At 46.4% G+C, this 22583-nt stretch carries 24 protein-coding genes and 1 tRNA gene; 11 read left to right on the forward strand and 14 right to left on the reverse strand.

The features are described from left to right. Positions 1-70: 70 nt before the first annotated feature. Both hemH and hrcA read right to left on the reverse strand, forming a co-directional pair. Positions 71-1156, reverse strand: a complete 1086-nt coding sequence (gene hemH, locus BM331_RS02490; protein ID WP_371265321.1) for a ferrochelatase — start codon at positions 1154-1156, stop codon at positions 71-73. Positions 1157-1188: 32 nt separating this feature from the next. Further along, complete coding sequence (gene hrcA, locus BM331_RS02495) at positions 1189-2205, reverse strand: heat-inducible transcriptional repressor HrcA (RefSeq protein ID WP_074926690.1); 1017 nt, start codon at positions 2203-2205, stop codon at positions 1189-1191. A 216-nt stretch (positions 2206-2421) separates the two neighbouring features. Here hrcA and BM331_RS02500 point away from each other — a divergent pair, with 216 nt between their 5' ends. Both BM331_RS02500 and recN read left to right on the forward strand, forming a co-directional pair. After that, entirely contained in the window at positions 2422-3312 is an 891-nt protein-coding gene (locus BM331_RS02500; RefSeq protein ID WP_074926692.1) for an NAD kinase, read from the forward strand. A gap of 5 nt (positions 3313-3317) precedes the next feature. Next, a complete protein-coding gene (gene recN, locus BM331_RS02505) occupies positions 3318-4979 on the forward strand; it encodes a DNA repair protein RecN (RefSeq protein WP_074926694.1) in 1662 nt (553 codons plus the stop codon). 25 nt (positions 4980-5004) lie between these two features. Here the strand turns inward: recN and BM331_RS02510 are convergent, their stop codons facing one another. The 5 genes from BM331_RS02510 to rplM form a co-directional block, all read right to left on the reverse strand. Next, positions 5005-5430, reverse strand: coding sequence for a bactofilin family protein (locus BM331_RS02510; protein ID WP_074926696.1), 426 nt, complete (start codon positions 5428-5430; stop codon positions 5005-5007). Then, positions 5411-6181 (reverse strand): DUF6776 family protein, encoded by a 771-nt coding sequence (locus BM331_RS02515; RefSeq protein WP_074926698.1) that lies wholly within the window; start codon positions 6179-6181, stop codon positions 5411-5413. The genes BM331_RS02510 and BM331_RS02515 overlap by 20 nt, the downstream gene beginning before the upstream one ends. A 100-nt stretch (positions 6182-6281) precedes the next feature. Next, positions 6282-7310 (reverse strand): N-acetyl-gamma-glutamyl-phosphate reductase, encoded by a 1029-nt coding sequence (gene argC, locus BM331_RS02520; RefSeq protein WP_074926700.1) that lies wholly within the window; start codon positions 7308-7310, stop codon positions 6282-6284. A gap of 129 nt (positions 7311-7439) precedes the next feature. Next, a complete protein-coding gene (rpsI, locus tag BM331_RS02525; protein WP_074926702.1) occupies positions 7440-7832 on the reverse strand; it encodes a 30S ribosomal protein S9 in 393 nt (130 codons plus the stop codon). Positions 7833-7843: 11 nt separating this feature from the next. Beyond that, positions 7844-8278 carry a 50S ribosomal protein L13 gene (gene rplM, locus BM331_RS02530; protein WP_074926703.1) on the reverse strand — a complete coding sequence of 145 codons (435 nt, stop codon included), beginning with the start codon at positions 8276-8278 and terminating at the stop codon, positions 7844-7846. A gap of 143 nt (positions 8279-8421) precedes the next feature. Between rplM and BM331_RS02535 the strand changes: the two genes are divergently transcribed. The 5 genes from BM331_RS02535 (at position 8422) to lipA (ending at position 12397) form a co-directional block, all read left to right on the forward strand. After that, entirely contained in the window at positions 8422-9543 is a 1122-nt protein-coding gene (locus tag BM331_RS02535; RefSeq protein ID WP_074926832.1) for a D-alanyl-D-alanine carboxypeptidase family protein, read from the forward strand. A 19-nt stretch (positions 9544-9562) separates the two neighbouring features. Continuing rightward, positions 9563-10423, forward strand: coding sequence for a D-amino acid aminotransferase (locus BM331_RS02540; RefSeq protein ID WP_074926705.1), 861 nt, complete (start codon positions 9563-9565; stop codon positions 10421-10423). A 9-nt stretch (positions 10424-10432) separates the two neighbouring features. Beyond that, the gene (locus tag BM331_RS02545; RefSeq protein WP_074926707.1) at positions 10433-10696 is read left to right on the forward strand and encodes an HP0495 family protein; all 264 of its coding nucleotides are present in this window, start codon (positions 10433-10435) and stop codon (positions 10694-10696) included. 122 nt (positions 10697-10818) lie between these two features. Further along, on the forward strand, positions 10819-11433 hold the full coding sequence (lipB, locus tag BM331_RS02550) for a lipoyl(octanoyl) transferase LipB (RefSeq protein WP_074926708.1): 615 nt from the start codon (positions 10819-10821) through the stop codon (positions 11431-11433). A gap of 19 nt (positions 11434-11452) precedes the next feature. Next, a complete protein-coding gene (gene lipA / locus BM331_RS02555; protein ID WP_074926710.1) occupies positions 11453-12397 on the forward strand; it encodes a lipoyl synthase in 945 nt (314 codons plus the stop codon). 26 nt (positions 12398-12423) lie between these two features. Here the strand turns inward: lipA and ttcA are convergent, their stop codons facing one another. Beyond that, positions 12424-13365 carry a tRNA 2-thiocytidine(32) synthetase TtcA gene (ttcA, locus tag BM331_RS02560; RefSeq protein WP_074926712.1) on the reverse strand — a complete coding sequence of 314 codons (942 nt, stop codon included), beginning with the start codon at positions 13363-13365 and terminating at the stop codon, positions 12424-12426. A 393-nt stretch (positions 13366-13758) separates the two neighbouring features. Here ttcA and BM331_RS02565 point away from each other — a divergent pair, with 393 nt between their 5' ends. Continuing rightward, entirely contained in the window at positions 13759-14286 is a 528-nt protein-coding gene (locus BM331_RS02565) for a DUF411 domain-containing protein (protein WP_074926714.1), read from the forward strand. Position 14287: 1 nt separating this feature from the next. Continuing rightward, positions 14288-14773 carry a c-type cytochrome gene (locus BM331_RS02570; RefSeq protein WP_143100915.1) on the forward strand — a complete coding sequence of 162 codons (486 nt, stop codon included), beginning with the start codon at positions 14288-14290 and terminating at the stop codon, positions 14771-14773. Between the two features lie 205 nt (positions 14774-14978). Here BM331_RS02570 and BM331_RS02575 read toward each other — a convergent pair. The 6 genes from BM331_RS02575 to BM331_RS02600 form a co-directional block, all read right to left on the reverse strand. Continuing rightward, positions 14979-15054, reverse strand: a tRNA-Arg gene (locus tag BM331_RS02575). Positions 15055-15214: 160 nt separating this feature from the next. Beyond that, positions 15215-15442, reverse strand: a complete 228-nt coding sequence (locus BM331_RS02580; protein ID WP_074926718.1) for a DUF3460 family protein — start codon at positions 15440-15442, stop codon at positions 15215-15217. Positions 15443-15618: 176 nt separating this feature from the next. Beyond that, positions 15619-16005, reverse strand: a complete 387-nt coding sequence (locus BM331_RS02585; protein ID WP_074926720.1) for a SirB2 family protein — start codon at positions 16003-16005, stop codon at positions 15619-15621. 60 nt (positions 16006-16065) lie between these two features. Beyond that, complete coding sequence (locus BM331_RS02590; RefSeq protein ID WP_074926722.1) at positions 16066-16410, reverse strand: SpoIIAA family protein; 345 nt, start codon at positions 16408-16410, stop codon at positions 16066-16068. Positions 16411-16506: 96 nt separating this feature from the next. After that, positions 16507-17373: a DMT family transporter gene (locus BM331_RS02595; RefSeq protein ID WP_074926724.1), complete on the reverse strand. Its 867-nt coding sequence runs from the start codon at positions 17371-17373 to the stop codon at positions 16507-16509. 20 nt (positions 17374-17393) lie between these two features. Continuing rightward, positions 17394-18500 carry an aromatic ring-hydroxylating oxygenase subunit alpha gene (locus BM331_RS02600; protein WP_074926726.1) on the reverse strand — a complete coding sequence of 369 codons (1107 nt, stop codon included), beginning with the start codon at positions 18498-18500 and terminating at the stop codon, positions 17394-17396. Positions 18501-18870: 370 nt separating this feature from the next. On the opposite strand from BM331_RS02600, the gene BM331_RS02605 reads away from it, so the two are divergent. Together BM331_RS02605 and BM331_RS02610 are read left to right on the forward strand one after the other, a co-directional pair. Continuing rightward, positions 18871-20253 carry an adhesin gene (locus BM331_RS02605; RefSeq protein ID WP_074926728.1) on the forward strand — a complete coding sequence of 461 codons (1383 nt, stop codon included), beginning with the start codon at positions 18871-18873 and terminating at the stop codon, positions 20251-20253. Between the two features lie 76 nt (positions 20254-20329). Then, on the forward strand, positions 20330-22531 hold the full coding sequence (locus BM331_RS02610; protein WP_083414656.1) for a primosomal protein N': 2202 nt from the start codon (positions 20330-20332) through the stop codon (positions 22529-22531). Positions 22532-22583: the final 52 nt, after the last annotated feature.

The following is a 22583-nucleotide window of genomic DNA, read 5'->3' on the forward strand; positions in this document are numbered from 1 at the left end:
TATATTCAGCCCCAATTCAGGGCAAATCCACTGCTGGATTATCAATCAACAAGAAATACAGATGCGTAAATCATTCTTTTGCTCCCAGCCCCAGCGCACGCTTGCGTGACTGCTCTGCATCTTCTTCGGAATACTGCCGGGCAACCCATCCTGTCAAGTGTGTTTGAATAATGTCTCCCATCGCTTTAATCCACTTCGGATGTTCATTGAGGCTGGGAATATAGTGAAATTCTCCCCCTCCGGCCTCGGTAAAGATTGTTTTACCTTCCATTGCGATTTCTTCGAGTGTTTCCAGACAATCTGAGACGAATCCTGGACAGACAACATCCACCCGCCTGGTTTCCTGTTTACCTAATTCTTTTAGAACTTCTGAAGTATAGGGATTCAACCACTGGGAAAAGCCAAAACGCGACTGAAAACATATTTGATACTGGTCATTCGTCAATTCCAGTGCCTCAGCCAGTAATCGCCCGGTTTTCTGACATTCACAATGATAAGGATCTCCCATCTCCAGAGTTTTACGTGGCACACCGTGAAAACTGATGACTAACTTGTCAGGTCTCCCGTGTTTCTCCCAGTAATCACGAACATTCTGCGCCAATGCTGCAATATAGCCCGGATCATCGTGATAATGCTTGATGGTGCGAATATCAGGGATATTACGCATCTTTCTCAACTCGGTGAAAACACTATCCAATGCACAACCAGCGCTACTGGCAGCATACTGGGGAAATAACGACAGCGCCAAAATCCGGCTGCAACCCTGCTCTCTCATCTGCCGTAGCTTCTCTGCGATAGATGGATTGCCGACAATCATTGCATATTCAACTATCGGAACCGGGGTGAGCTCTTTCTTCAATAAAGCCGCGACAAGTTCTGTCTGCCGCTCGGTATGTATTTTCAGTGGAGAACCTTCCGGTGCCCATATTTGCATATACTTCTTCGCTGATTTGCCCGGCCGGATATTCAAAATAATACCGTTCAGAATAGGCCACCACAACCAGCGCGGGAACTCCACAATACGAGGTTCACTCAGAAACTGTCTTAAGTAGATTCGCAGAGACTTGGCGTTCGGAGCATCTGGCGTACCCAGATTAATCAGCAGAACACCGACTCTATCAATTGAACCGTGTCGATAAGCTGGCTCCGGCAACATTATTCGTGACATAAAAAATAGGGGGCGGAATATTACGACAGATTATTTGAAAGCAGACGGGCAGTTATATCAACAATAGGGATAATGCGCTCATAAGCCATGCGCCGTGGACCGATCACCCCCACAGTACCCACAATTTTTCCTTCCATTTCATAGGGGGCGGTTACCACGCTGACCTCTTCCAGCATGGTTTCATCAGACTCACCACCAATAAAGATTTTAACGCCACGCGCCTGACGACTTAATTCCATTAACTGCAACAACTTTGATTTTCGCTCAAACAGCTCGAATAATTGTTTCAAACTAGACAGATTATCCGATAAATCACGGACATCAAACAATTTGTGTTCTCCGGCAATCACCACTGCTTCACTGCTTTCTTGCAGAGCATCATTACCTATTTCTATTGCCGCATTCATAAGGTCTGTCATATTCCGGCGCAACTGTGTCAATTCGTGCTGTAACCCGGAACGAATTTCTTCCAGTGCACAACCAGCATAGTGCTGATTGAGAAAATTTCCAGCCTCAATCAGATCAGACTGGCTGTAAGCCGTTTCAGTAAAAATAATCCGGTTCTGAACATCTCCCTCTGGCGTTACCAGAATCAGGAAGATCCGTTTTTCAGATAATGGCACAAATTCAATATGGCGAAATACCGCCCCTCCCATTCGCTTGGGTGTTACCACCACACCAACAAACTGGGTCAAATCTGAAAGCAGGCGAGAGGTAACATTAATCAAATGCGATGGGTTATTTGGGTGCATCCGGTTTTCCAGCAGAGTAATCTGTTCATTATCCAGGGATTGCACCACCAGCAAGGTATCAACAAAAAAACGGTAGCCAAGTGTGGTTGGCATACGCCCGGCAGATGTATGCGGGCTAGAAACAAACCCCATTTCCTCCAGATCAGTCATTACATTACGAATCGTGGCCGGGCTCAGATCCAGTCCTGAAAATTTGGCGAGTGAACGCGAACCAACAGGTTGGCCTTCATGGATATACCGTTCAACCAGGGTTTTAAGCAGAATTTTTGCGCGTTCGTTAAGCATTTATTTATTTTACACGAATCAGTCCCACCACGAGCAGGGACAGCCTGAAGCGGAGGTTTCAAATATTACGCATAAGTAGAATACAGTTTTTCGACTCATTTCTACTTTTTCGGTATAGGCTGCGGTAATATCCAGTACTTACAATCACTTGAATTCATCCAGATCACCTAAAGCAGAAATCCAGATATTTTTACTGTTCCACCTCTCTTTTCATACATGAGCAGCACTTTATTCAAAACAATTGCATTAATTGGGAAACACAAAAATCCCGATATCATGACGCCTCTGCTGAATCTGGCAGAATATCTGACTGACCGGGGCACCAGCGTGGTACTGGATGATTTAACAGCCATGCATATTGGCAAAAACCAATATCCTGTAGTGGCTCTGGAAGAAATCGGCAGACAGGCTGATCTTGCAATTGTGCTGGGGGGAGATGGCACCATGCTTAATATTGCTCGCACACTCGTTCCATTCAGTGTTCCGCTGATTGGCATCAATCAGGGCAGATTAGGATTTCTGACAGACCTTACAGTCGACACCATGTATGCAACACTGAATGACATGCTGGCGGGCCAATTTATTGTGGAAAACAGGATGCTGCTCACCACCGAAGTCACACGTCATGGGGAAAGCGTCTTTAAAGAACTGGCTTTCAACGATGTAGTGCTTCATCGCGGCATCAGCAGCGGCATGATCGAGCTTGAGGTCCATATTAATGAAGAATACGTTTATTCTTTAAGATCGGATGGCCTCATTATTGCAACCCCTACCGGATCAACTGCCTATGCACTTTCCTCCGGCGGGCCAATCCTACACCCCGGGCTCAACCTGATGATATTGGTTCCTGTCTGCCCGCATACGCTTAGCAACCGTCCAATCGTAATCGGTGCAGATGCAGTCATTGAAATCAAGGTTCATTATACAACTGAGACAAAGATCTATACAGATAGCCATTCCTGGTTTGATCTGGGCGAGCATGACAGAGTATTAGTTCGGCGCTGTCCGGAAACAATAAAACTTCTGCATCCCGTCCATCACAGTTACTACCGTATGCTGCGGGAGAAACTCGGTTGGAGCAGCATCCTTCAGAAAAACAGCCGTTAGTATCCATGTTGCAAAATTTATCCATTCAGAATTTTGTTATCGTTGATCACATTGATCTGCTCTTCAAACCCGGCTTTACCGTTCTGACAGGTGAAACAGGTGCAGGAAAATCCATTCTGATCGACGCACTGGAACTTGTATTAGGCAGGCGCGCCGATACAAGTCAAATCAGGCATGGCTGTAAACGTGCCGAAATCACCGCACAATTTGATATAAGTGCCATTCCTGCGCTACAGACATGGCTACAGGAGAATGCACTGGAAGATGAAACTGGCATTTGTCTGCTGCGCAGAATCATGGAAACCAGCGGGCGTTCGCGTAATTTCATTAATGGACATGCTGCCACCCTGCAGCAATTGCGAACAGCAGGTGAATGGTTGATCGATATCCATAGCCAACACGCCCACCAATTGCTGATGCAGGGCCACAAGCAATGCGAACTGCTCGACACCTGGGCAGGTGAATCAGATCTTGCCCGGCAAGTCTCCTCCTCCTATCGGCACTGGCAAGATCTATGTCAACAAAGATTCTCACGGGAGCAGCAAAGCGAGCAAAACACACGAGAGTACGAGCTTTTGTCATGGCAACTGCAGGAACTGACCGCTCTGAACTTTTTATCTGAAGAATGGGGAATCCTGCAAGCGGAACATAACCGGTTGACGCATACAGCCAGCCTGCTGGAAACTGCTCAGTCCAGTCTGGAAGTATTATCGGAAAGTGAAACTGCGACACTGCCACAACTCAGCGCAGTGATCACCCACCTGCACAACCTGACGAATATTGACAAAACACTCGAACCAATTTGCAGCCAGTTACAATCATCGCAAATACAACTGCAGGAAGCAGTGTATGAACTAAAATACTACCAGCAACATCTGGATATTGATCCCCACAAGCTGCAGGAAATCGAGACACGTATTGCTGCTATCCATGGAACAGCCAGAAAATATCGCACCTCTCCGGAAATGCTATCAGAGCTATTGGAAGCAACCAGGCAGCGTCTGGAGGTAATGGAAAACATTTCAAACAATGAAATGCTGGCAGAAGTAGAGAAATCCGCTCGGAATGATTATGAAAATCTTGCAGGCAGATTAAGTCTGGCAAGACAGCGTGCGGCAACGCAACTATCCGGGCAGGTCACAGAATCCATGCAGGTGCTGGCCATGGACGGTGGTCGCTTCAATGTGGCAATGATACCTGTGACATCAGGCAATCTGCATGGCCTGGAGCAGATTGAATTTCAGGTGTCCGCCCACAAGGATCTACCATTGCGGCCATTGAATAAAGTAGCCTCCGGCGGTGAATTATCGCGCATCAGCCTGGCGATTCAGGTTATTACCAGCAAGATTGGTACCACTCCCACTCTTATTTTTGACGAAGTAGACACCGGAATAGGTGGACGCATTGCTGAAATAGTCGGTAAATTACTGCACCAACTGGGAGAAACGCGACAGGTAATCAGCATTACGCATCTTCCGCAGGTAGCGGCCAAGGGAGATCATCATTGGCGCGTATCTAAAATTGCCGGAACAGATGATAAACAACTGCCAGCTAGCCATATTACAGAACTTGATGCAGCAGAAAGAGTTGAGGAAATTGCTCGTATGCTGGGTGGTGAAAATCTGACTGCTGCCACACTTCAGCACGCAATAGAAATGCTGGGTTAGTCAGATCAAACCAGCCACAATAGAATTATTCCACTTTTTCTTTCTGCTCCTCGGCTGATGCGACGTAGGTAATCAACTTCTCCGGTTGCGAGTTCTCATGGCAAACCATTTTTCCTTCAACTACAGCACCCTGGTGAATTTTTATAGTTTTGTAGTAAATATCCCCGGTAATTTTTGCACCGGGCTGCAGTTCAAGACTCTCATCGGAGTGAATCGGTCCTTTGACAATTCCATTAATCACCAGATACGGCACCTTGATTTTTCCTTCAATCACCCCTTGTTCACTCAACACGAGCAAGGAATGCTGCGTATTACCCGCCGCCATGATGCTACCGCTGATACGGCCATCAACCCGCAACCCACCAGCAAACTGGATATCGCCGGTAATCACGGTATTTTCCCCGATTAATGTATCAATATCACTAACTACCCTACGTTTTTTTCCGAACATTCCCCGATTCCTTTTGAGATAACTGAATCGTTTTTGTCAGCACCGCTTCATTTAAACCATTCTCATAGATAAAAACCTGCAAATTTTTTACTACCGTATCAGCTGGTATCTGGAAACTTTTCTCCAGTCTGTGGTAGAAGCGAAAGTTTATCGGAAATTCCTTGGATGCATTCTCGTCTACAAGAGAAATAAATTTTTCTTCACCGTTCTGAAGTAACCCAACCACAAACTCCAGCTTGCCGTTAAATTCTTTTGAACGCTGACTGCCTTGGGCAAGTAATAGTGTATACAGGTATTCACCAGGAAGTTGACCTTGTTCAAGCGTAAAGCGATGAATAACCAGCTCGACGCCAGGTAATTCCTCGTTACCGGAAACCATCTGCTGAAACAAGTTCAGGTCCTCTCTCAGGCGCTCATTTTCCTCATCCAGAGATTTAACCTGCTTCACCAGATCAGCGCGTGTCGCATTACTGATCTGCAACTGCCTGACAAGCTCTGCAAGCTGTGAGCAAAGAACAGAGTCATATTTCTCCAGACAACTGTTTGATTCCAATATCTGTTCGAGAACCGGGTCTGCTGCTGCAACATTACTGGCTGGTTGAGCCGCTCCTTGCCCGACCATGTACATTCCATAAGCAAGCAAGGCTACCAGTAATATCCCAATAGCTGCTATCAGCAAACGTCGATACCAGGGAACATGAGGACGTATAACCACCCTGGGTGCATTAATATTTTTTTTGTTATGCAGCAACTCGTTCTCTCATTCTTTAGAAATTCCCGGGGTATTACTATGCATACATTATCTGCAGAATGACGTTCTTTCAGTCACTTCACTCTTCAATCACAAACTGCTAGGGTAACAACGGAATATGCTGAATACCCATACTCTCCGGCAGGCCATACATAATATTCATATTTTGAACAGCCTGCCCGGCAGCCCCTTTAACCAGGTTGTCGGTAACCGAAAGTATTACTGCGGTATCGCCATTCCGGGGACGATGAACGGCAATCCGGCAGAAATTTGAACCGCGTACAGAACGTGTTTCCGGATGACTGCCTGCCGGGAGAACATCAACAAAGGGTTCATTGGCATAACGGTTTTCATACAAAGCTTGTAAATCAACATCCCGGGTAAGTCTTGCATATAATGTGGCATGAATGCCCCGAATCATTGGGGTCAGATGGGGAACAAAAGTCAGGTCAATCGGCTTATCTGATCTTTCAGATAAGCCTTGTCTGATTTCAGGTAAATGACGATGACCCGCCACGGCATAAGACTTGAAATTGTCTGACGCTTCTGCATACAGCGTGTGTATCTCAGCCTTGCGCCCTGCTCCGGAAACACCCGATTTGGTATCAGCTATCAGATGACTTGCATCAACAGCACCTGCCTCGATCAGTGGGATAAAACCCAGCTGCACCGCTGTTGGATAGCAACCGGGATTGGCAAGCAATCTTGCATTCCTGATTTTTTCACGGTTAACTTCGGGTAAGCCATAGACTGCTTCAGCCACCAATTCAGGAGCTGCGTGCGACATGCCATACCATTTTTCCCATTCCGCAACATCTTTAATCCTGAAATCAGCAGACAAATCAATAATTTTTATTCCAGACTCAAGTAGTGCACTTGCCTGTTGCATAGCAATACCGTTTGGTGTTGCGAAAAAGACAACATCACATTTCCCAAAATCCACCTTGAGCGGATCAGTAAATTTAAGCGCAATCTGTCCGCGCAAACTGGAAAAAAGATCATCAACTCCTGTTCCAGCCTCTTGACGAGAGGTAATAACTTTAAGCTTGGCTTTCGGGTGCTGTGCGAGAATACGTAATAACTCGACACCCGTATAACCTGTCCCGCCTACAATACCAACATTAATCATCTCTAGGAAACAACAGCTGAAAAATTAATTATTTATCAAAAAGCAGTCGGTATTTTGTACAGTAAACCTAATACGAAAAAGCCGCCCAACAAAGAGGGCGGCTTTTTCGTATCGTTTGGAAAACAACAATCACCGTTTAGAAAACTGCTTGCGACGTCTTGCTTTGCGAAAACCAACCTTCTTCCGCTCTACTTCACGTGCATCTCTTGTTACAAAGCCTGCTTTACTTAAGATCGATTTCAGTGTTTCATCATAATCAATCAACGCACGGGTAATGCCATGCCTGACCGCACCAGCCTGCCCGGATTCTCCGCCTCCGTGTATGTTGACCATAATGTCCAGATTGGCACTATTTCCAGTCAGCTCCAATGGCTGACGGATGATCATACGCCCTGTTTCACGAGAAAAATACTCATCAGCAGGTTTATGATTTACCGTGATGACACCCGTACCTGGTTTAATAAAAACCCGTGCAACTGCACTTTTTCTGCGACCGGTTCCGTAGTTATATTGAATAGCCATAATTTATAAGATTAAGCGTTAATTTCCAGTGACTGCGGTTGCTGAGCCGCATGAGGATGTATATCCCCGGCATAAATTTTCAACTTCTTTATCATGGCATACCCAAGCGGACCCTTGGGCAACATACCTTTCACAGCTTTTTCAAGTGGTCTGGCAGGAAAACGCGCATGCATCTTTTTAAAAGTAGTCTCATAGAGACCCCCGGGATAGCCACTGTGGCGATAATATATTTTATCTTCCGCCTTGTTGCCAGTAACTCTCAATTTATCCACGTTGATAACCACAATATAATCACCAGTATCTACGTGCGGTGTATAAATAGGCTTATGCTTGCCACGCAAGCGATGAGCAATAGCTGCCGCCAATCTACCCAGAACTTTATCGGTTGCGTCAACCACAAACCACTCGTGCTTTACTTCATATGGCTTGGCAGAAAAGGTTTTCACTGAATTTCCTTTGTTTTTATAGTACAAGATAACCGCGAATTATGAGTTAGCGCATTAAGAATGTCAAATTTGCATCCAGACAAGCTGGATTCAAGAAATACATACTGCAAAGTCAGAGTATAATGAAGCTTTTGCTGACCCTCATGAAACAGTTTATCCTCTTCCTGTTCTTATTAATGCCCGTTTTTCCGGCATGGTCACAACAGCCGGAACTGTCGATTGCTGCCAAATCCTTTACTCTGACCGATTTTCACAGCGGCCAGACACTCGCCAACTCTAACCAGCATGAGCGACTGGATCCTGCTTCACTCACCAAACTGATGACAGCCTACGTTGTCTTCTCCGCACTGAAGCAGGAACGTATAAAGCTGGACCAGATCGTGCCCGTATCCAGAAAAGCCTGGCGCATGGCAGGATCACGTATGTTTATCGAGCCAAACAAACCAGTAACTGTTGATGAGTTAATTCATGGGGTAATTGTACAGTCAGGGAACGATGCCTGCGTTGCTCTGGCAGAACTGATCGCCGGTTCGGAGGATCTGCTTGTGCACATGATGAATGAAGAAGCAAAACGCCTGGGCATGTACAACACGCATTTTACCAACTCAACCGGCTTAACTCATCCTGATCACTACAGCACAGCTAATGATCTGGCATTACTGGCAGCAGCAATTATCAAGGATTTTCCAGAATACTATCCACTCTATTCCTTACGCGAATACACCTACAATGGCATTACCCAGCAAAACCGTAACCGCCTTCTATGGACGGATCCTAATGTTGACGGCATGAAAACAGGGTGGACAGAAGCTGCCGGATACTGCCTGGTTACCTCAGCAAAGCGTGATCACCGGCGCCTTATCTCTGTAGTGATGGGTACCGCTTCACCTAATGCACGCAGTATCGAGAGCCAACGCCTGCTGAATTATGGGTTCCAGTTTTTCGATACGGCACACCCTTACAAAAAGAACCAGCCGGTCGCAAATGTTCAAATCTGGAAAGGCACACAAAATAAAATAAAAATCGGCTTTAATCAGGATATCTATTTTTCACTCCCTAAAGGCAAAGTCGAAGGGGTAAAGGCTCGAATGGAATATCGCCAGCCACTTATTGCACCCGTTGATCAAGGCCAGGAAATAGGAAAGGTAAAATTCGTCCTGGACGGATTGGAAGTGGCCACTTACCCCCTGGTTGCGCTGGAGGCTGTTGATACAGCCAATTTCTTCGGGCGCGCATGGGATAATCTGAAAATGCTGTTCAACTAATCTCGCGGACAATAAAAGCATGATTTATCTCAACGGAAAATTTCTACCAATAGAACAAGCTACAGTTCCGATACTGGATAGGGGCTTCATTTTTGGGGATGGGGTCTATGAGCTTATACCAGTCTATTCGCGCAAGCCGTTCCGGCTGAACGAACATCTTTCCCGCCTGCAGTACAGCCTTGACGGGATACGCCTCCAGAATCCACATACTGAAAAACAATGGATTGATCTGGTTACACGCATAATTGAGCTGAATGAATACGATGACCAGTATCTTTACTTGCATATTACTCGTGGCGTAGCGAAACGTGATCACGCATTCCCTCACGGAGTAACACCAACCGTCTTTATGATGAGCAGCCCTCTACTGACACCGCCCGAAGGATTGCTCGCATCCGGAGCAGCGGCTGTCACCGCACAAGACAATCGCTGGGGTCGCTGCGATATCAAGACTATTTCTCTCTTGCCTAATATATTATTACGTCAGCTTTCGGTAGATGAACATGCCATAGAAACCATCCTGCTGCGTAATGGATTACTGACCGAGGGAGCAGCCAGCAATATTTTTATTGTGAAAGGTAACCAGCTGCTGACCCCCCCCAAAGATCATCGTATTTTGCCTGGTACCACCTACGATGTGGTACTCGAGTTGGCTGTAACTCATGACATTCCTCACGCAATAAGAGATGTTTCAGAGACCGAATTACGTACCGCGCAGGAAGTCATGCTCACCTCTTCCACTAAAGAGATCCTTCCCATTACCCAGCTCGACGGGCAGCCAGTAGGCAATGGTGTGCCCGGCCCCATATTTCAGCAGCTCAATAGACACTATCAAGCATATAAACAAGCAGTAATGCGCGGACACGCCTTACCCCAGTAATACAATCTCATGACAGAAGAATCACTTATTGAATATCCTTGTGATTTCCCGATAAAAATTATGGGGAAGGCACAGCAGGGATTCACTCAATCCATGCTGACCATTGTCAAAACACATGCTCCTGACTTTGACGATACAACTCTCGAAGTTCGCACTAGTAAAAGTGGAACTTACCTGAGCCTCACCTGCACAATCCGCGCAACTTCGCGCACACAGCTGGATTCTCTCTATCAGACACTGTATAACCACCCAATGGTAACGATGCTTCTGTAGGCTGATCAGTGTTCGATATCATCATACTCACCACGAGTAATAAGCCCATTCTATAGAAAAACACATGCCTTCACCCTGAACAACGGGCACACAAACCGAATCATGTTCCGAAAACAAGCTATATGTTTACTGTTACAGTAAAAAACATGGGGATTACGGAATACCTCACAGCCTGGCAGGCCATGAAAGATTTTACGCAGCAGCGTACTCGTGAAACCCCTGATGAGATTTGGCTATTGGAACACCCTCCAGTTTACACTCAGGGAATTGCCGGGAAACCTGAGCACCTGCTTTTTCCTAACAACATCCCCGTCATCAAAACCGACCGGGGAGGACAAATAACCTATCACGGCCCCGGGCAGGTAATCATGTATCTATTGCTGGACTTACATCGCTGGCAGCTTGGTATCAGACAACTAGTCAGAAAAATGGAAGGGGCCGTGATAAACTTAATGGATGAATACGATATCGTTGCAAACGGCAGCCAAGATGCGCCCGGAGTGTACGTCAACGGCGCCAAAATTGCCTCGTTGGGACTGAAAATAAGACGCGGCGCATGCTATCACGGTATCGCCTTTAATGCTGACATGGATCTTACTCCCTTTGTTGCAATCAATCCTTGTGGTTATCCCGGCTTGCGTGTCACACAGGCAATAGATCTCGGCATATCGGACAACAAAGAAGTACTTGCCACCAAACTGGTGCACAATTTTATTGCTCAATTAACCAATGCTTAACATAGGATAATCACCACTCATGGTCGCTGATACCCACCAAAGAGGTACCGCCAAAACGGCACGCAACCCAATCAAGATAGATCTGGAAAAATCTGGCCAACTATTGCGCAAGCCTTCCTGGATTCGCGTGCGCTCACCTAACAGCCAGAGATACCAAGAAGTAAAACGCCTGCTGCGTGAAAATAAATTGCATACCGTCTGCGAGGAAGCCTCCTGTCCGAATATTGGGGAATGTTTCGGGCGTGGTACAGCAACCTTCATGATACTCGGTGACTTATGCACCAGGCGTTGCCCGTTCTGTGATGTAGCGCATGGCCGGCCTCATGCCCCCGATCCGGATGAACCTATGCATCTGGCCAAATCTATTGCAGTGCTAAAACTCAATTATGTTGTCATCACAAGCGTAGATCGCGATGATCTTAGAGACGGTGGCGCACAACACTTTGCAGATTGCATCCGCGCAATTCGTGCTCAATCTCCACAAACACGGATTGAAATCCTTGTCCCGGATTTTCGTGGTCGGCTGGAAATCGCACTGGAGAAACTATCCGCCTGTCCCCCTGATGTGATGAACCATAATCTCGAAACTGTGCCGCGCTTATATAAGCAGTGTCGGCCGGGCGCAGACTACGCACATTCATTGCAACTGCTCAAGGATTTCAAGGTAGCTTTCCCTCATATTCCGACCAAGTCCGGTCTGATGCTGGGGCTGGGGGAAACCGATGAAGAAATTATTGAAGTTATGCAGGATTTACGCGTACATCAGGTCAATATGCTGACCATTGGCCAATATTTGCAACCCAGTATTGGTCACCACCCGGTCATGCGCTATGTTTCACCCGAAGATTTTAAAACCTTCGAGCGCATTGCCACCAATCTTGGATTCAGCCACGCTGCTTGTGGTCCAATGGTGCGCTCCAGCTATCATGCTGATCAACAAGCGCACGAAGCCGGGATTGAGTAAAGCAGAGATATACTGAAGAAGACATGCTATATAGTGCCACCCTGGACAGCCCCGGTATTGCATGCTTCATCCAGCTCGGATGCGTCATCATCATGATTCATACCAACCGGGCTGGCAGGAAGTGACTCCTCATCAAATGCCTTATCTCCTTCTTCCGTCGCAATACCATGCGGCTTGATTCCAACAAAATCATAGCGGCTGGTATCCACCAGGTGTGAAAGCTGAATATTTTGTAAAGCTGTAAACATCGTTTCAAGCCGGCCGGGGTATTTCTTATTCCATTGCTGCATCATTTCCTTGATTACCTGCCGTTGCAGGTTCGTCTGTGAACCACATAAATTGCAAGGAATAATAGGAAACTGGACAAGCTGAGCATAAGCAGCCAGATCCTTTTCCTTGCAATATGCCAGCGGTCGGATTACCACATGACACCCGTCATCACTTACCAGTTTGGGAGGCATTGCTTTCAGTTTGCCCCCATAAAACATATTCAGGAAAAAAGTCTCCAAAATATCGTCGCGATGATGTCCCAGAGCAATCTTGGTTGCCCCCAGCTCGGTTGCCACCCGGTAAAGCACCCCTCTGCGCAGACGGGAACACAGGCTACAGGTCGTTTTCCCCTCAGCAATCACTCGTTTTACAACACTATAGGTATCCTGTTCAACAATGCGAAAGGGCATATTTATTTCTGACAAATAACCAGGCAATACATGCTCAGGAAAACCCGGCTGCTTCTGGTCCAGATTAACTGCAATCAGCTCGAAATCCAGCGGCGCATGTGCTTGCAAATTGCGTAAAATATCCAGCAGCGCATAGCTATCCTTTCCACCGGACAAACACACCATAATCCGGTCACCGCTCTCAATCATATTAAAATCGGCAATGGCCGTGCCAACAAGCCGCCTCAGTCTTTTACGCAACTTATTAGTGCTGTATTCGAATTTTCTGGAAAATGTATCCGTAATCATATGAATTTATAGAAAAATAAAGTAAGAAAGCTATCAAAAAAATCAGCCGGGTAACTATTCCACAAAAAGTTAAAGAAAGAACATTTGTATAAATTCACACTTGAACAACACAATAATTAGTTGTTTCTGCTGTCTATCACGGATATATGAGAAAGTCAGTTATAGTTATATCTTCAAGGCTTCATATTTAAATAACAACACCACTCAAGCAAAAAATTATAACAATGTAACGATTAGCCAGCCAGAAATCGGGGAGAACGTTATACATGTTATCAATGTCTAACCGCGCAAGAAACAGTTCCATTTTTCTAAATGCTCAGGACGCATTTATCATTAATTACCCCTTTCTAGCCAATTCAAGTGAATACAAGGCAAAACCATATCGGAGAGCACATGAAAAGACAATTCAATAAATTCTTTACCCGTTCCCTGCTAACTATCGCACTAACAGGCGCCGCCAGCATGGCAGTGGCTGCAACCATGGAAGTGTATAAAAGTCCAACTTGCGGCTGTTGTGCTAAATGGGTGGATATCATGCGTGACAACGGATTCACCGTTAACATCCATGACGTAGGCAACGATGATGCCAGAGCAGAAGCTGGCATCTCCACCGAACTGGGGTCGTGTCATACCGCCCTGGTTAATGGCTATGCCATAGAAGGGCATGTTCCGGTTGATGATATCAAACAATTGCTGAAAGAACGCCCGAGAGCAGTCGGCTTGTCAGCTCCTGGAATGCCACATGGTTCCCCGGGCATGGAAACCGGACGTGTTGATGCCTATAACGTGCTGCTGATCAGAAAACCTGGAGACAAACGGGGCTCAGCAGAAATCTACAATCGATATGGCCCGGGAAAATTACAACAGGCAGATAAAATACCTGAAAATAGTACAACCGAATCAATTCTAAGACTTAAATAACGTGATATCTGCAAGAGCCGTAGCGCTTATGTCATTGTTACTTATTGCTGCCTGCTCAGAGCAAACTGATACTCGCTCGGCAGGCAGTGCCTTAGATCGCATTCTGGGCAGGGATATATCTCCGGAACAAATCACACGCAATTTTAACCCCGATCAAGTTGCGCATGGCCAAACACTTTTCCAGAAAAACTGTGCGGTATGTCACGGCCAGAACGCGGAGGGCACTTCGGATTGGCGCAAACCACTAGAAAACGGCAGGTACCCGCCGCCACCACTGAATGGCACTGCGCACGCCTGGCACCATTCCACTGAAGAACTAAAACGCTTTATACTGAATGGTGGTCCTCCGGGTGAAGGCCGCATGCCTGGTTGGGAAGGGATCCTCAAAGATCAAGAAATTGATGACATCCTGATCTGGATAAAATCCCTGTGGCCGGATGAAGTCTATCAGGGCTGGTACACCAGAATCGAGAACAGGCCAAAATAGTAGACGTAATGCTGTTCAGCTATTTCACCACACCAGCCTTGGGACGGAGAGAACCCTACTATCAGCGGCCCGGTTACCGGCAACGCTAACAAAAACTTCTCCGATCTTTCGATTGGGTTAGTTCTGGTAATCACCAAATTAATACAGAAGGCTGAGAAGGATCATTCGTGCTAGATGCCCCTTGATCAGATTTACTATTGAAAGATGGCGCGCCCAGCACGATTCGAACGTGCGACCCCCGCCTTCGGAGGGCGGTACTCTATCCACTGAGCTATGGGCGCGTGAGAAAAAACGATCTGCTGATGTACTGTTGTATGCTCCACCCAAGGAGTTTGAAAAACGGCAAGCAGCGTTGGACTGAGGGTTATATATGCGGGTATTATACTATTACCTTCTAATTACCGCTTGAACACATCAGGAACGAAGGTGCCGTAAATAGAATTATTCCTCTGTTTTTTGCTCCTGCTCCCTGGCTGGTTCCGGCCATGAAAAATAGACATAGCTCTTTTGTGGTGTTCTGGCTTCCTTGAAACGTTTTAATGCGTCTCGGTCAACTTCTTTGTCCCACCAGATCGCACGAGCCTCCTTCTGCTTCTCGATAAGATCAGGCCGCTTGGCAAGCAACTCCCGCATGAATTTCGTATATTCCGACTCGTAGGAATAATCCATATTATTTACCCGTAAAATTATTAACTTATGAAACCCGTTCTTTCAATCTCCGGGTTACAGAATGTTTTATTCATTATATCTGATTGTTGTACCGCATCTGCCTTGAGACAAATTCATTCATGATAATCTTTCAACAAAATTCCGCAAAGATTCACGACAGGATTATCAACCTGGTATTAAAACAGCAGGAGAGGGTTTTTTGTCAGAGCAACTAACACAATATAGATAAACACAATTTGTGCCAGGAGCCAGGCAGTTACCTTTGCTTGACGTGTCTTAGCTAGTCTGAAAGCTGTGTAACCCAACACGATATAGACAAGCAAACCAATAATCTTAGCCGCCAACCAATATTCAGCAAGTGGATTCCTGTGCGCAATCACTGCCATCGTTACAGCACTCAGCAATAAGATCGTGTCATTAACATGTGGTGTAATTTTCACCCAACGTTGCTGCAACAGTGGTGAAATACGCAACATCCATATCCCGCGCAGCAGAAATAATGTGTAACTGACTACAACGCTCATCACATGCACATATTTCAGCACCAGATAATCAATCATCATACCTGCACCAAGTCAGCCATATCATCACCATCCGATTTTGAATGTGACACCCGCATTCGATCAGACCTTGGCCCAGGCATACGCCTCATCGTAATCAGAAAAAACGACCACATCCGCATCAGTGAACAAATTAGAAACCCACGCACTCCATACTTGCCACTGACTATCTGTCACTACTGCCACACGACTAATTTTGTTGCCGTGTTCGCGCATAAACCTGACCTCCTCCCAGGCAACACCTACTGTATAAGACACCATATCTCGCCAATCCAGCAGCAAATTGGCTTCCCCATTGAAATGAAATTTGTAGAGTACCTGTTCTTCAAATTGTTTGAAGTCATCCAGAGTAAACTCCCCGATAATTGCAACAACGATAAGATTGCCGGTCTCTTCAATATTGATCATTGGTCATCAGCTCCGAGTAATGAATGTTAAATCATAGATAAATGGTAGTTCTGACGCAATCAGGCCTTTCAACCAGGCTGGCAGCGCTATGGAATATCAGTCATCAAGAGTAACGATATTTGTCCGTCGCACCGATATTCCCCGAATACTCAACAATCCTCCTATAATAATCAGCCCCATTCCTATCCAGGCCGAAACAGGCAGTCGGTCATCCCACAAGAACAGATCCATCAGCCCTGCAAACAATACCGTGCTATAGGAAAGTGCTCCGACAATAATGATATTGCTCCCTCGGTGTGCACGAGAAATTGCCAATTGTGCCAGCGTTGCCGTTACACCAATACCCAATGCCAATGTCAGGCTCTGCAGATTCACCGGGCTGAAGGCAGTAAATATCAGCCATATACCGGTAGCAACCGTACACACCAGCGTAAAATAAAACACGATACGCCAGTCTGATTCACCCTGTTCACTTAGCTGTTTGATATGTAAATGTGCGATACCGCCAAACAGCCCCGAACCGGCGCCAATCCATGCCATATACCATTGATCTTCAGCCAGGGTAGGACGAAGCAGCATGACCACGCCAATAAAACCCACCGCTACTGCCACAACCAGTAGCCAGTTAAACTCCTCTTTCAGGAATATCACCGCCAGAAAAGCAAGAAACAAAGGCCAGGTATTATTCAGAGAAATGGCTGTTGCCAGCGGTAACTTCAAAATACAATAAAAAAATAGCAGCACCCCGCTCAACCCGGCCAATCCTCGCCAACAATGAGCTTTCCAGTGTTTTGTTGCAATGGGTTTTCCATAAAAACGCATAACAGCAAATGTTGAAATTACCCCCACCAGTGAACGGTAAAATACTAGTTCGGTATTGGAAAAGAACACTGCGGCAAGCTTTACCAGCTCCCCCATGCAGGCGAACATGAATCCCGCCACCAGCATCCATAATGAAGACATTCTGGCTGTAAGATCCCGATTCAGGGCAGATGCTGCTCAAGTTCACGCCGAAGGAAATGATGAAAATGTTCCATTCCCGCTTCCATTGGCATCTGGTATGGGCCTGTTTCATTTATTCCCTGCTGATGCAATGCACGCCGGCCAGCCGTAATCCGCTTGCAGATTTCATCATCTTCCCTGGCAGTCTCTTGATAGGCAGCCTGCTCCCTCTCCACAAATTCTCGCTCAAACAGAACGATTTCTTCAGGATAGTAAAATTCAACCACATTCATGCACTGCTCTATTCCAGTTGGCAAAATGGTACTGACAATAAGAGTATTGGGATACCATTCAACCATGACGTTAGGATAGTAAAGCAACCAGATCGCGCCATGTCTCGGTACTTGTTGATTATTATGCTGCAACACCTGCGTATGCCATTTCTGATATATCTCTGAACCCGCTCGATTAAAATCCGGATTTACACCGACAGTCTGGACGCTGTACCAGTCACTAAATTCCCATTCAAGCTGCCTGGTATCCACGAAATGGCCTAGACCTGGATGAAAAGGATCAACGTGATAATCTTCCAGATAAACCTCAATAAAGGTTTTCCAGTTGCACTGGTACTGTTCAATTTGCACACGATCCAGCACATATCCTGAAAAATCCAACTCATCACGAACCTTCATTCCGGCAAGATCCTGATTCACATCACGCTTGCCAGTAAAAATCAATCCGTTCCAATGCTGCAAAGCCGTTTTACTCAGATTCAGGCATGGATTTTTACTGAAATGTGGCGCACCCAGCAATTTGCCATCCATGGCATAAGTCCAGCGATGAATCGGACAAACTATATTGCGGGAATTACCACGCCCCTCCAGAATAATTGCCTGGCGATGGCGACAGATATTCGATAGCAGTTCAATACCATTTTCATTACGAACCAGAACCTTGGCATTATTCTGCGCAGCCAGCACGTAATAGTCACCTGTTTCCGGTACCATCAGTTCATGTCCAACATAGCCGGACCCCTGATCAAATAACAACTGTTTTTCCAGCTCGAATATCCGAGGATCCAGATACCAGTCAACAGAAAGCTGCGGATGCGTAACAGTAATATCAGAAGTATGTACAAAGCCAGACATATATTTTCAGTATCACCTCACAATCAGAAAATAAACCCTCAAGCCAATCAAAAAAGAACCTGATTAACAGTAACAGAGTACCTTAGCAGCGAATATGATCTTTTTCCACAAAATCAAGAGAAATTATTTCAAACCCGGTAAAACACTCTGTTATAGGCATCACGGCATTGAATAACACCATAAATCTACCGGGCCGAGATTTTAAACCACACTGTTTTATTCATAGACTATAATCAAATAATAATATTGGATTCACACTCATCTGGACTGTTAAAGCGATGCCGCATTATGCTCTTTTGTTGCGGGACACTATTAACAATAGCTTAATTGTCATGCCACAAACGACTTAACTCGCAAAACCTCAAATACAATGAAAATAGATAACAAACAAACAACTCTTCAGTTGCTCATCACGAGCATATTTGTATTAAGCCTGGCTGCTTGTGACAACCAGCAAGAAACAGTAACAGTCAAAAAAGCAGCTGTCCTCCCCCAGGGACCTACCACGGGAATACTGGCTGATTCAGCAGTAGAAGGCGTATCCTACTCTGCCTCATCAGGCGCATCAGGTGTTACCGATGCAACCGGCCTTTACAAATATACACACGGTGACAGTATTGAATTCAGCCTCGGCAAGTTGAATCTTGGCAAGATTACCGGAACAGGGCTTACTACTCCGATTGAACTGGCTGCCGGTGATCAGAACAAACTGCTGAATTTGCTGATCCTGTTCCAGTCACTTGATGCTGACAACAATCCTGCAAACGGTATCTCCATCCCCCCGGCTGCTACAGAGACACTGGACACTTCACTCGACCTGACCGTGGATCCGGGTACTTTTACTACATCCCCGGCACTGGCTTCCGCCCGGGAAACTGCCAGCATACCTGGCAGCATAAAAACAGCCGATGAAGCCAATGCTCATTTTTTATCACAAGCAATCAACCTGTTGAGTAATTATCTCTGGGTAAACGAGGATGATGACAGCATAAGATTTTTCCGTTTTTCAAATGATGGCAGTGGGAAATATCTGAATGGTGTGGTTACACCAGATGATTCATGTGATGCCAATCGCGCCTGCGGCGCCAAACTGGTTTTTACCGCAGGAGTGGAGTATGGTACTACCAAAGCAACCGAATACGACGAACGTGGTTTTAAGCTTGCAAGCACGCCTGAAATAGATACCAACATCCAGTCAGGACTATCCCATCCACGGCCCAACTGGCGTATTTATACCAATGGGAATGAGCTGATTATCTCTGATATTGTCATCGTACAGCGTGCAAGAGAACAACCTGGCCTGTTTGATGAACTGTTCCACATCACAAAACCGCTCGAACTGAGTTCTGATGATGAAGTTGCCGAAACTACCGTTCAGGAAACCCGTTACCGGAGAATGGATAATTCGCAGGGCATCGTCGGCGCCTGGACAGTAGACAAGGATACTGTCAAGTCACCTGTTTTTCTGTTTTTCCCGGATAATCGCTACATACTGATTGATCCAACTGGCAGCGCAGCTCAATCAGCTCCTTCTGAATGCGCGAAACCAGGCGTCGAGCTCGCCACCTATTCCTTTGATGCAGGCAACGGCACGCTCAAACTATCTAGCTTTACTTACAATACAACTGGTTGTGCTGGCCTGTCAGAATATGTTGGCAAACCGATTACCTTCAAAATAGATACAGATGCACAAAGTGCAGCCCTCTCCGGGGAAGGATTGGCCCCTATTACATTGCACCGCATCTCTCACTGATTGATTTTCTAAGCAACTCCGAAAGAATATCTGATCACATTATTCTTTCGGAAAGTTGATTCCGGATATTTCCGGTATGACAGTCATTCACGTTGCATTAGATGTTCCCCTCGACCGGCTGTTTGATTACCTCGCTCCGAATGCCGATTCAACCGATATTGGCCGATGCGTGCGCGTCCCTTTCGGCAACCGGCAACTTTCTGGCATTATCCTATCTGTCAGCAATTCATCGCCCGTTCCGGAGGGAAAACTAAAAACTGCCGGGCTGATCGATCAAACAATCCCTCCCCTGCCCCAGCCATTACTCGAACTATTCGAGTTTTGCAGCCACTATTATCACCATCCGATTGGGCAGGTTGTCATGAATGGCCTGCCTGCTTTGCTGCGAAAGCCTGGACATACAACCAGCAGACTGCCGAAACAGATCCAGGCGTGGATATTGACTGAGGTAGGCAGAACCATCACGCTTTCCGATATTTCCGCCAGATCCAAAACTAAACGCCAGCTGTTTTCCCTATTACTGGAAAACGGGATCATCACAGCTGAAATTTACAAAGCAATGTCACCTCATTCCCGCAAGCTGCTACATGAATTCAAGGATTTGAGGTGGATTGAACAACGCACTACCTTACCGGAAAAATCTGTATTCAGTACAGCATCCGCCCCTGCTCCAACCACAGAACAGGCGCATGCCATCGCCGAGATTCTCGCCAGAACAGATACGTTTACTCCTTGGTTGCTTCATGGCATTACTGGCAGTGGCAAAACAGAAGTCTATCTGCGGGTAGCCGCTTCTCTGTTGGCACAACAAAAACAGATTCTGATTCTGGTACCGGAAATCAATCTTACTCCGCAACTGGAAGCAATTTTCCGCAAGCGATTTCCCGGCACACCGCTGGTCAGCTTGCACAGCGGATTGAATAACAGTGAGCGTCTGCAAGGCTGGTTACAAGCACAACGTGGGGAAGCCGGCATTATTCTGGGTACACGCCTGGCAATTTTCACTCCCATGCCCAAGCCGGGCTTAATTATTGTCGATGAAGAACAGGATCATTCTTTCAAACAGCAGGATGGATTGCGCTACTCTGCGCGTGATCTGGCAGTGTATCGTGCAAGACAGGCCAACATACCCATCATTCTTGGCTCAGCCACCCCTTCTCTGGAAAGCTATCACCAGGCGCGTATCAACCGCTACCGATTACTGCAGCTGCACGCGCGGGCAATCAGTCAGGCAGTACTGCCTGACATTCGTTATATAGACATACGTATAACGCCCACACAGGAAGGATTGTCGGAGCCTATACTTGATGCATTACACCAATCTCTTGATCAAAAACAGCAAAGCCTGGTATTTATCAATCGACGCGGTTATTCCCCGATACTGCTCTGCAAATCCTGTCGCTGGATTGCTACCTGCAAACGCTGCTCCAGCCGTATGGTTGTCCATTTGCGCAATCGACAACTGCGCTGTCACTATTGCGGTGATCAGCAGCCGATTACACCCGCATGCCCGCAATGCGGAGATCCAGATATTCTGCCATTTGGCCATGGCACACAACGGATTGAATCAGCATTAATTAAACAATTCCCGAAAGCGCGCATTCTACGTGTTGATCGTGATAGCATCCGCCACAAAGCCGCCTGGCAAACCATGCTTGATACGATTCACCAGGGAGAGGTGGACATTCTGGTTGGCACCCAATTACTTGCAAAAGGACATGATTTTCCAAACCTTACCCTGGTGTGTGTGCTCAACGCCGATTCATCCCTTTACAGCACTGATTTCCGCGCTGAAGAATATCTTTTTTCACAATTGATGCAAGTAGCAGGACGTGCCGGTCGCGCCCATATTCCTGGCACCGTCCTAATCCAAACTGAATTTCCGCAGCATCCGCTGTATCTGGCATTAATACGACAGGACTATGCAGCATACGCGCAAGCGCAGTTGAAAGAACGCAAATCAGCCGGTTTCCCGCCTTTTGTCTATCTGGCAGTATTACGTGCAGAAGCCCCGGTACTTGCAGAATCCTTGGAATTTTTACACCAGACGGCGACAATCGCCACTATTGCTAAAGAATACACCCACATCCAACTTTTCGATCCTGTTCCCGCCACCATGACTCGGCTCAAGGGGCTGGAGCGTGCGCAGCTGCTGATTCAGGCTGCTTCACGCAAGCGCCTGCAAATATTTCTGAGTGATTGGCACCAGCGTATTACTTCATTACCGGCTCGCAGCAAGCTGCGCTGGCATTTGGATGTTGATCCGTTGACACTTTAAAAACAGCTTCCAGCATCGAGATCGGTTCGCTCACAATGATTTTTCAGAGCGC

This window comes from Nitrosomonas eutropha (assembly GCF_900116685.1).
Classification (GTDB): domain Bacteria; phylum Pseudomonadota; class Gammaproteobacteria; order Burkholderiales; family Nitrosomonadaceae; genus Nitrosomonas; species Nitrosomonas eutropha_A.

What these genes read in the sequence shown, in the direction of transcription:
- hemH (WP_371265321.1), bottom strand. Translation starts at nt 1,156, where the DNA reads ATGTTGCCGGAGCCAGCTTATCGACACGGTTCAATTGATAGAGTCGGT.
- hrcA (WP_074926690.1), bottom strand. Translation starts at nt 2,205, where the DNA reads ATGCTTAACGAACGCGCAAAAATTCTGCTTAAAACCCTGGTTGAACGG.
- BM331_RS02500 (WP_074926692.1), top strand. Translation starts at nt 2,422, where the DNA reads ATGAGCAGCACTTTATTCAAAACAATTGCATTAATTGGGAAACACAAA.
- recN (WP_074926694.1), top strand. Translation starts at nt 3,318, where the DNA reads ATGTTGCAAAATTTATCCATTCAGAATTTTGTTATCGTTGATCACATT.
- BM331_RS02510 (WP_074926696.1), bottom strand. Translation starts at nt 5,430, where the DNA reads ATGTTCGGAAAAAAACGTAGGGTAGTTAGTGATATTGATACATTAATC.
- argC (WP_074926700.1), bottom strand. Translation starts at nt 7,310, where the DNA reads ATGATTAATGTTGGTATTGTAGGCGGGACAGGTTATACGGGTGTCGAG.
- rpsI (WP_074926702.1), bottom strand. Translation starts at nt 7,832, where the DNA reads ATGGCTATTCAATATAACTACGGAACCGGTCGCAGAAAAAGTGCAGTT.
- BM331_RS02535 (WP_074926832.1), top strand. Translation starts at nt 8,422, where the DNA reads ATGAAACAGTTTATCCTCTTCCTGTTCTTATTAATGCCCGTTTTTCCG.
- BM331_RS02540 (WP_074926705.1), top strand. Translation starts at nt 9,563, where the DNA reads ATGATTTATCTCAACGGAAAATTTCTACCAATAGAACAAGCTACAGTT.
- BM331_RS02545 (WP_074926707.1), top strand. Translation starts at nt 10,433, where the DNA reads ATGACAGAAGAATCACTTATTGAATATCCTTGTGATTTCCCGATAAAA.
- lipB (WP_074926708.1), top strand. Translation starts at nt 10,819, where the DNA reads ATGTTTACTGTTACAGTAAAAAACATGGGGATTACGGAATACCTCACA.
- lipA (WP_074926710.1), top strand. Translation starts at nt 11,453, where the DNA reads ATGGTCGCTGATACCCACCAAAGAGGTACCGCCAAAACGGCACGCAAC.
- ttcA (WP_074926712.1), bottom strand. Translation starts at nt 13,365, where the DNA reads ATGATTACGGATACATTTTCCAGAAAATTCGAATACAGCACTAATAAG.
- BM331_RS02565 (WP_074926714.1), top strand. Translation starts at nt 13,759, where the DNA reads ATGAAAAGACAATTCAATAAATTCTTTACCCGTTCCCTGCTAACTATC.
- BM331_RS02580 (WP_074926718.1), bottom strand. Translation starts at nt 15,442, where the DNA reads ATGGATTATTCCTACGAGTCGGAATATACGAAATTCATGCGGGAGTTG.
- BM331_RS02585 (WP_074926720.1), bottom strand. Translation starts at nt 16,005, where the DNA reads ATGATGATTGATTATCTGGTGCTGAAATATGTGCATGTGATGAGCGTT.
- BM331_RS02590 (WP_074926722.1), bottom strand. Translation starts at nt 16,410, where the DNA reads ATGATCAATATTGAAGAGACCGGCAATCTTATCGTTGTTGCAATTATC.
- BM331_RS02595 (WP_074926724.1), bottom strand. Translation starts at nt 17,373, where the DNA reads ATGTCTTCATTATGGATGCTGGTGGCGGGATTCATGTTCGCCTGCATG.
- BM331_RS02600 (WP_074926726.1), bottom strand. Translation starts at nt 18,500, where the DNA reads ATGTCTGGCTTTGTACATACTTCTGATATTACTGTTACGCATCCGCAG.
- BM331_RS02605 (WP_074926728.1), top strand. Translation starts at nt 18,871, where the DNA reads ATGAAAATAGATAACAAACAAACAACTCTTCAGTTGCTCATCACGAGC.
- BM331_RS02610 (WP_083414656.1), top strand. Translation starts at nt 20,330, where the DNA reads ATGACAGTCATTCACGTTGCATTAGATGTTCCCCTCGACCGGCTGTTT.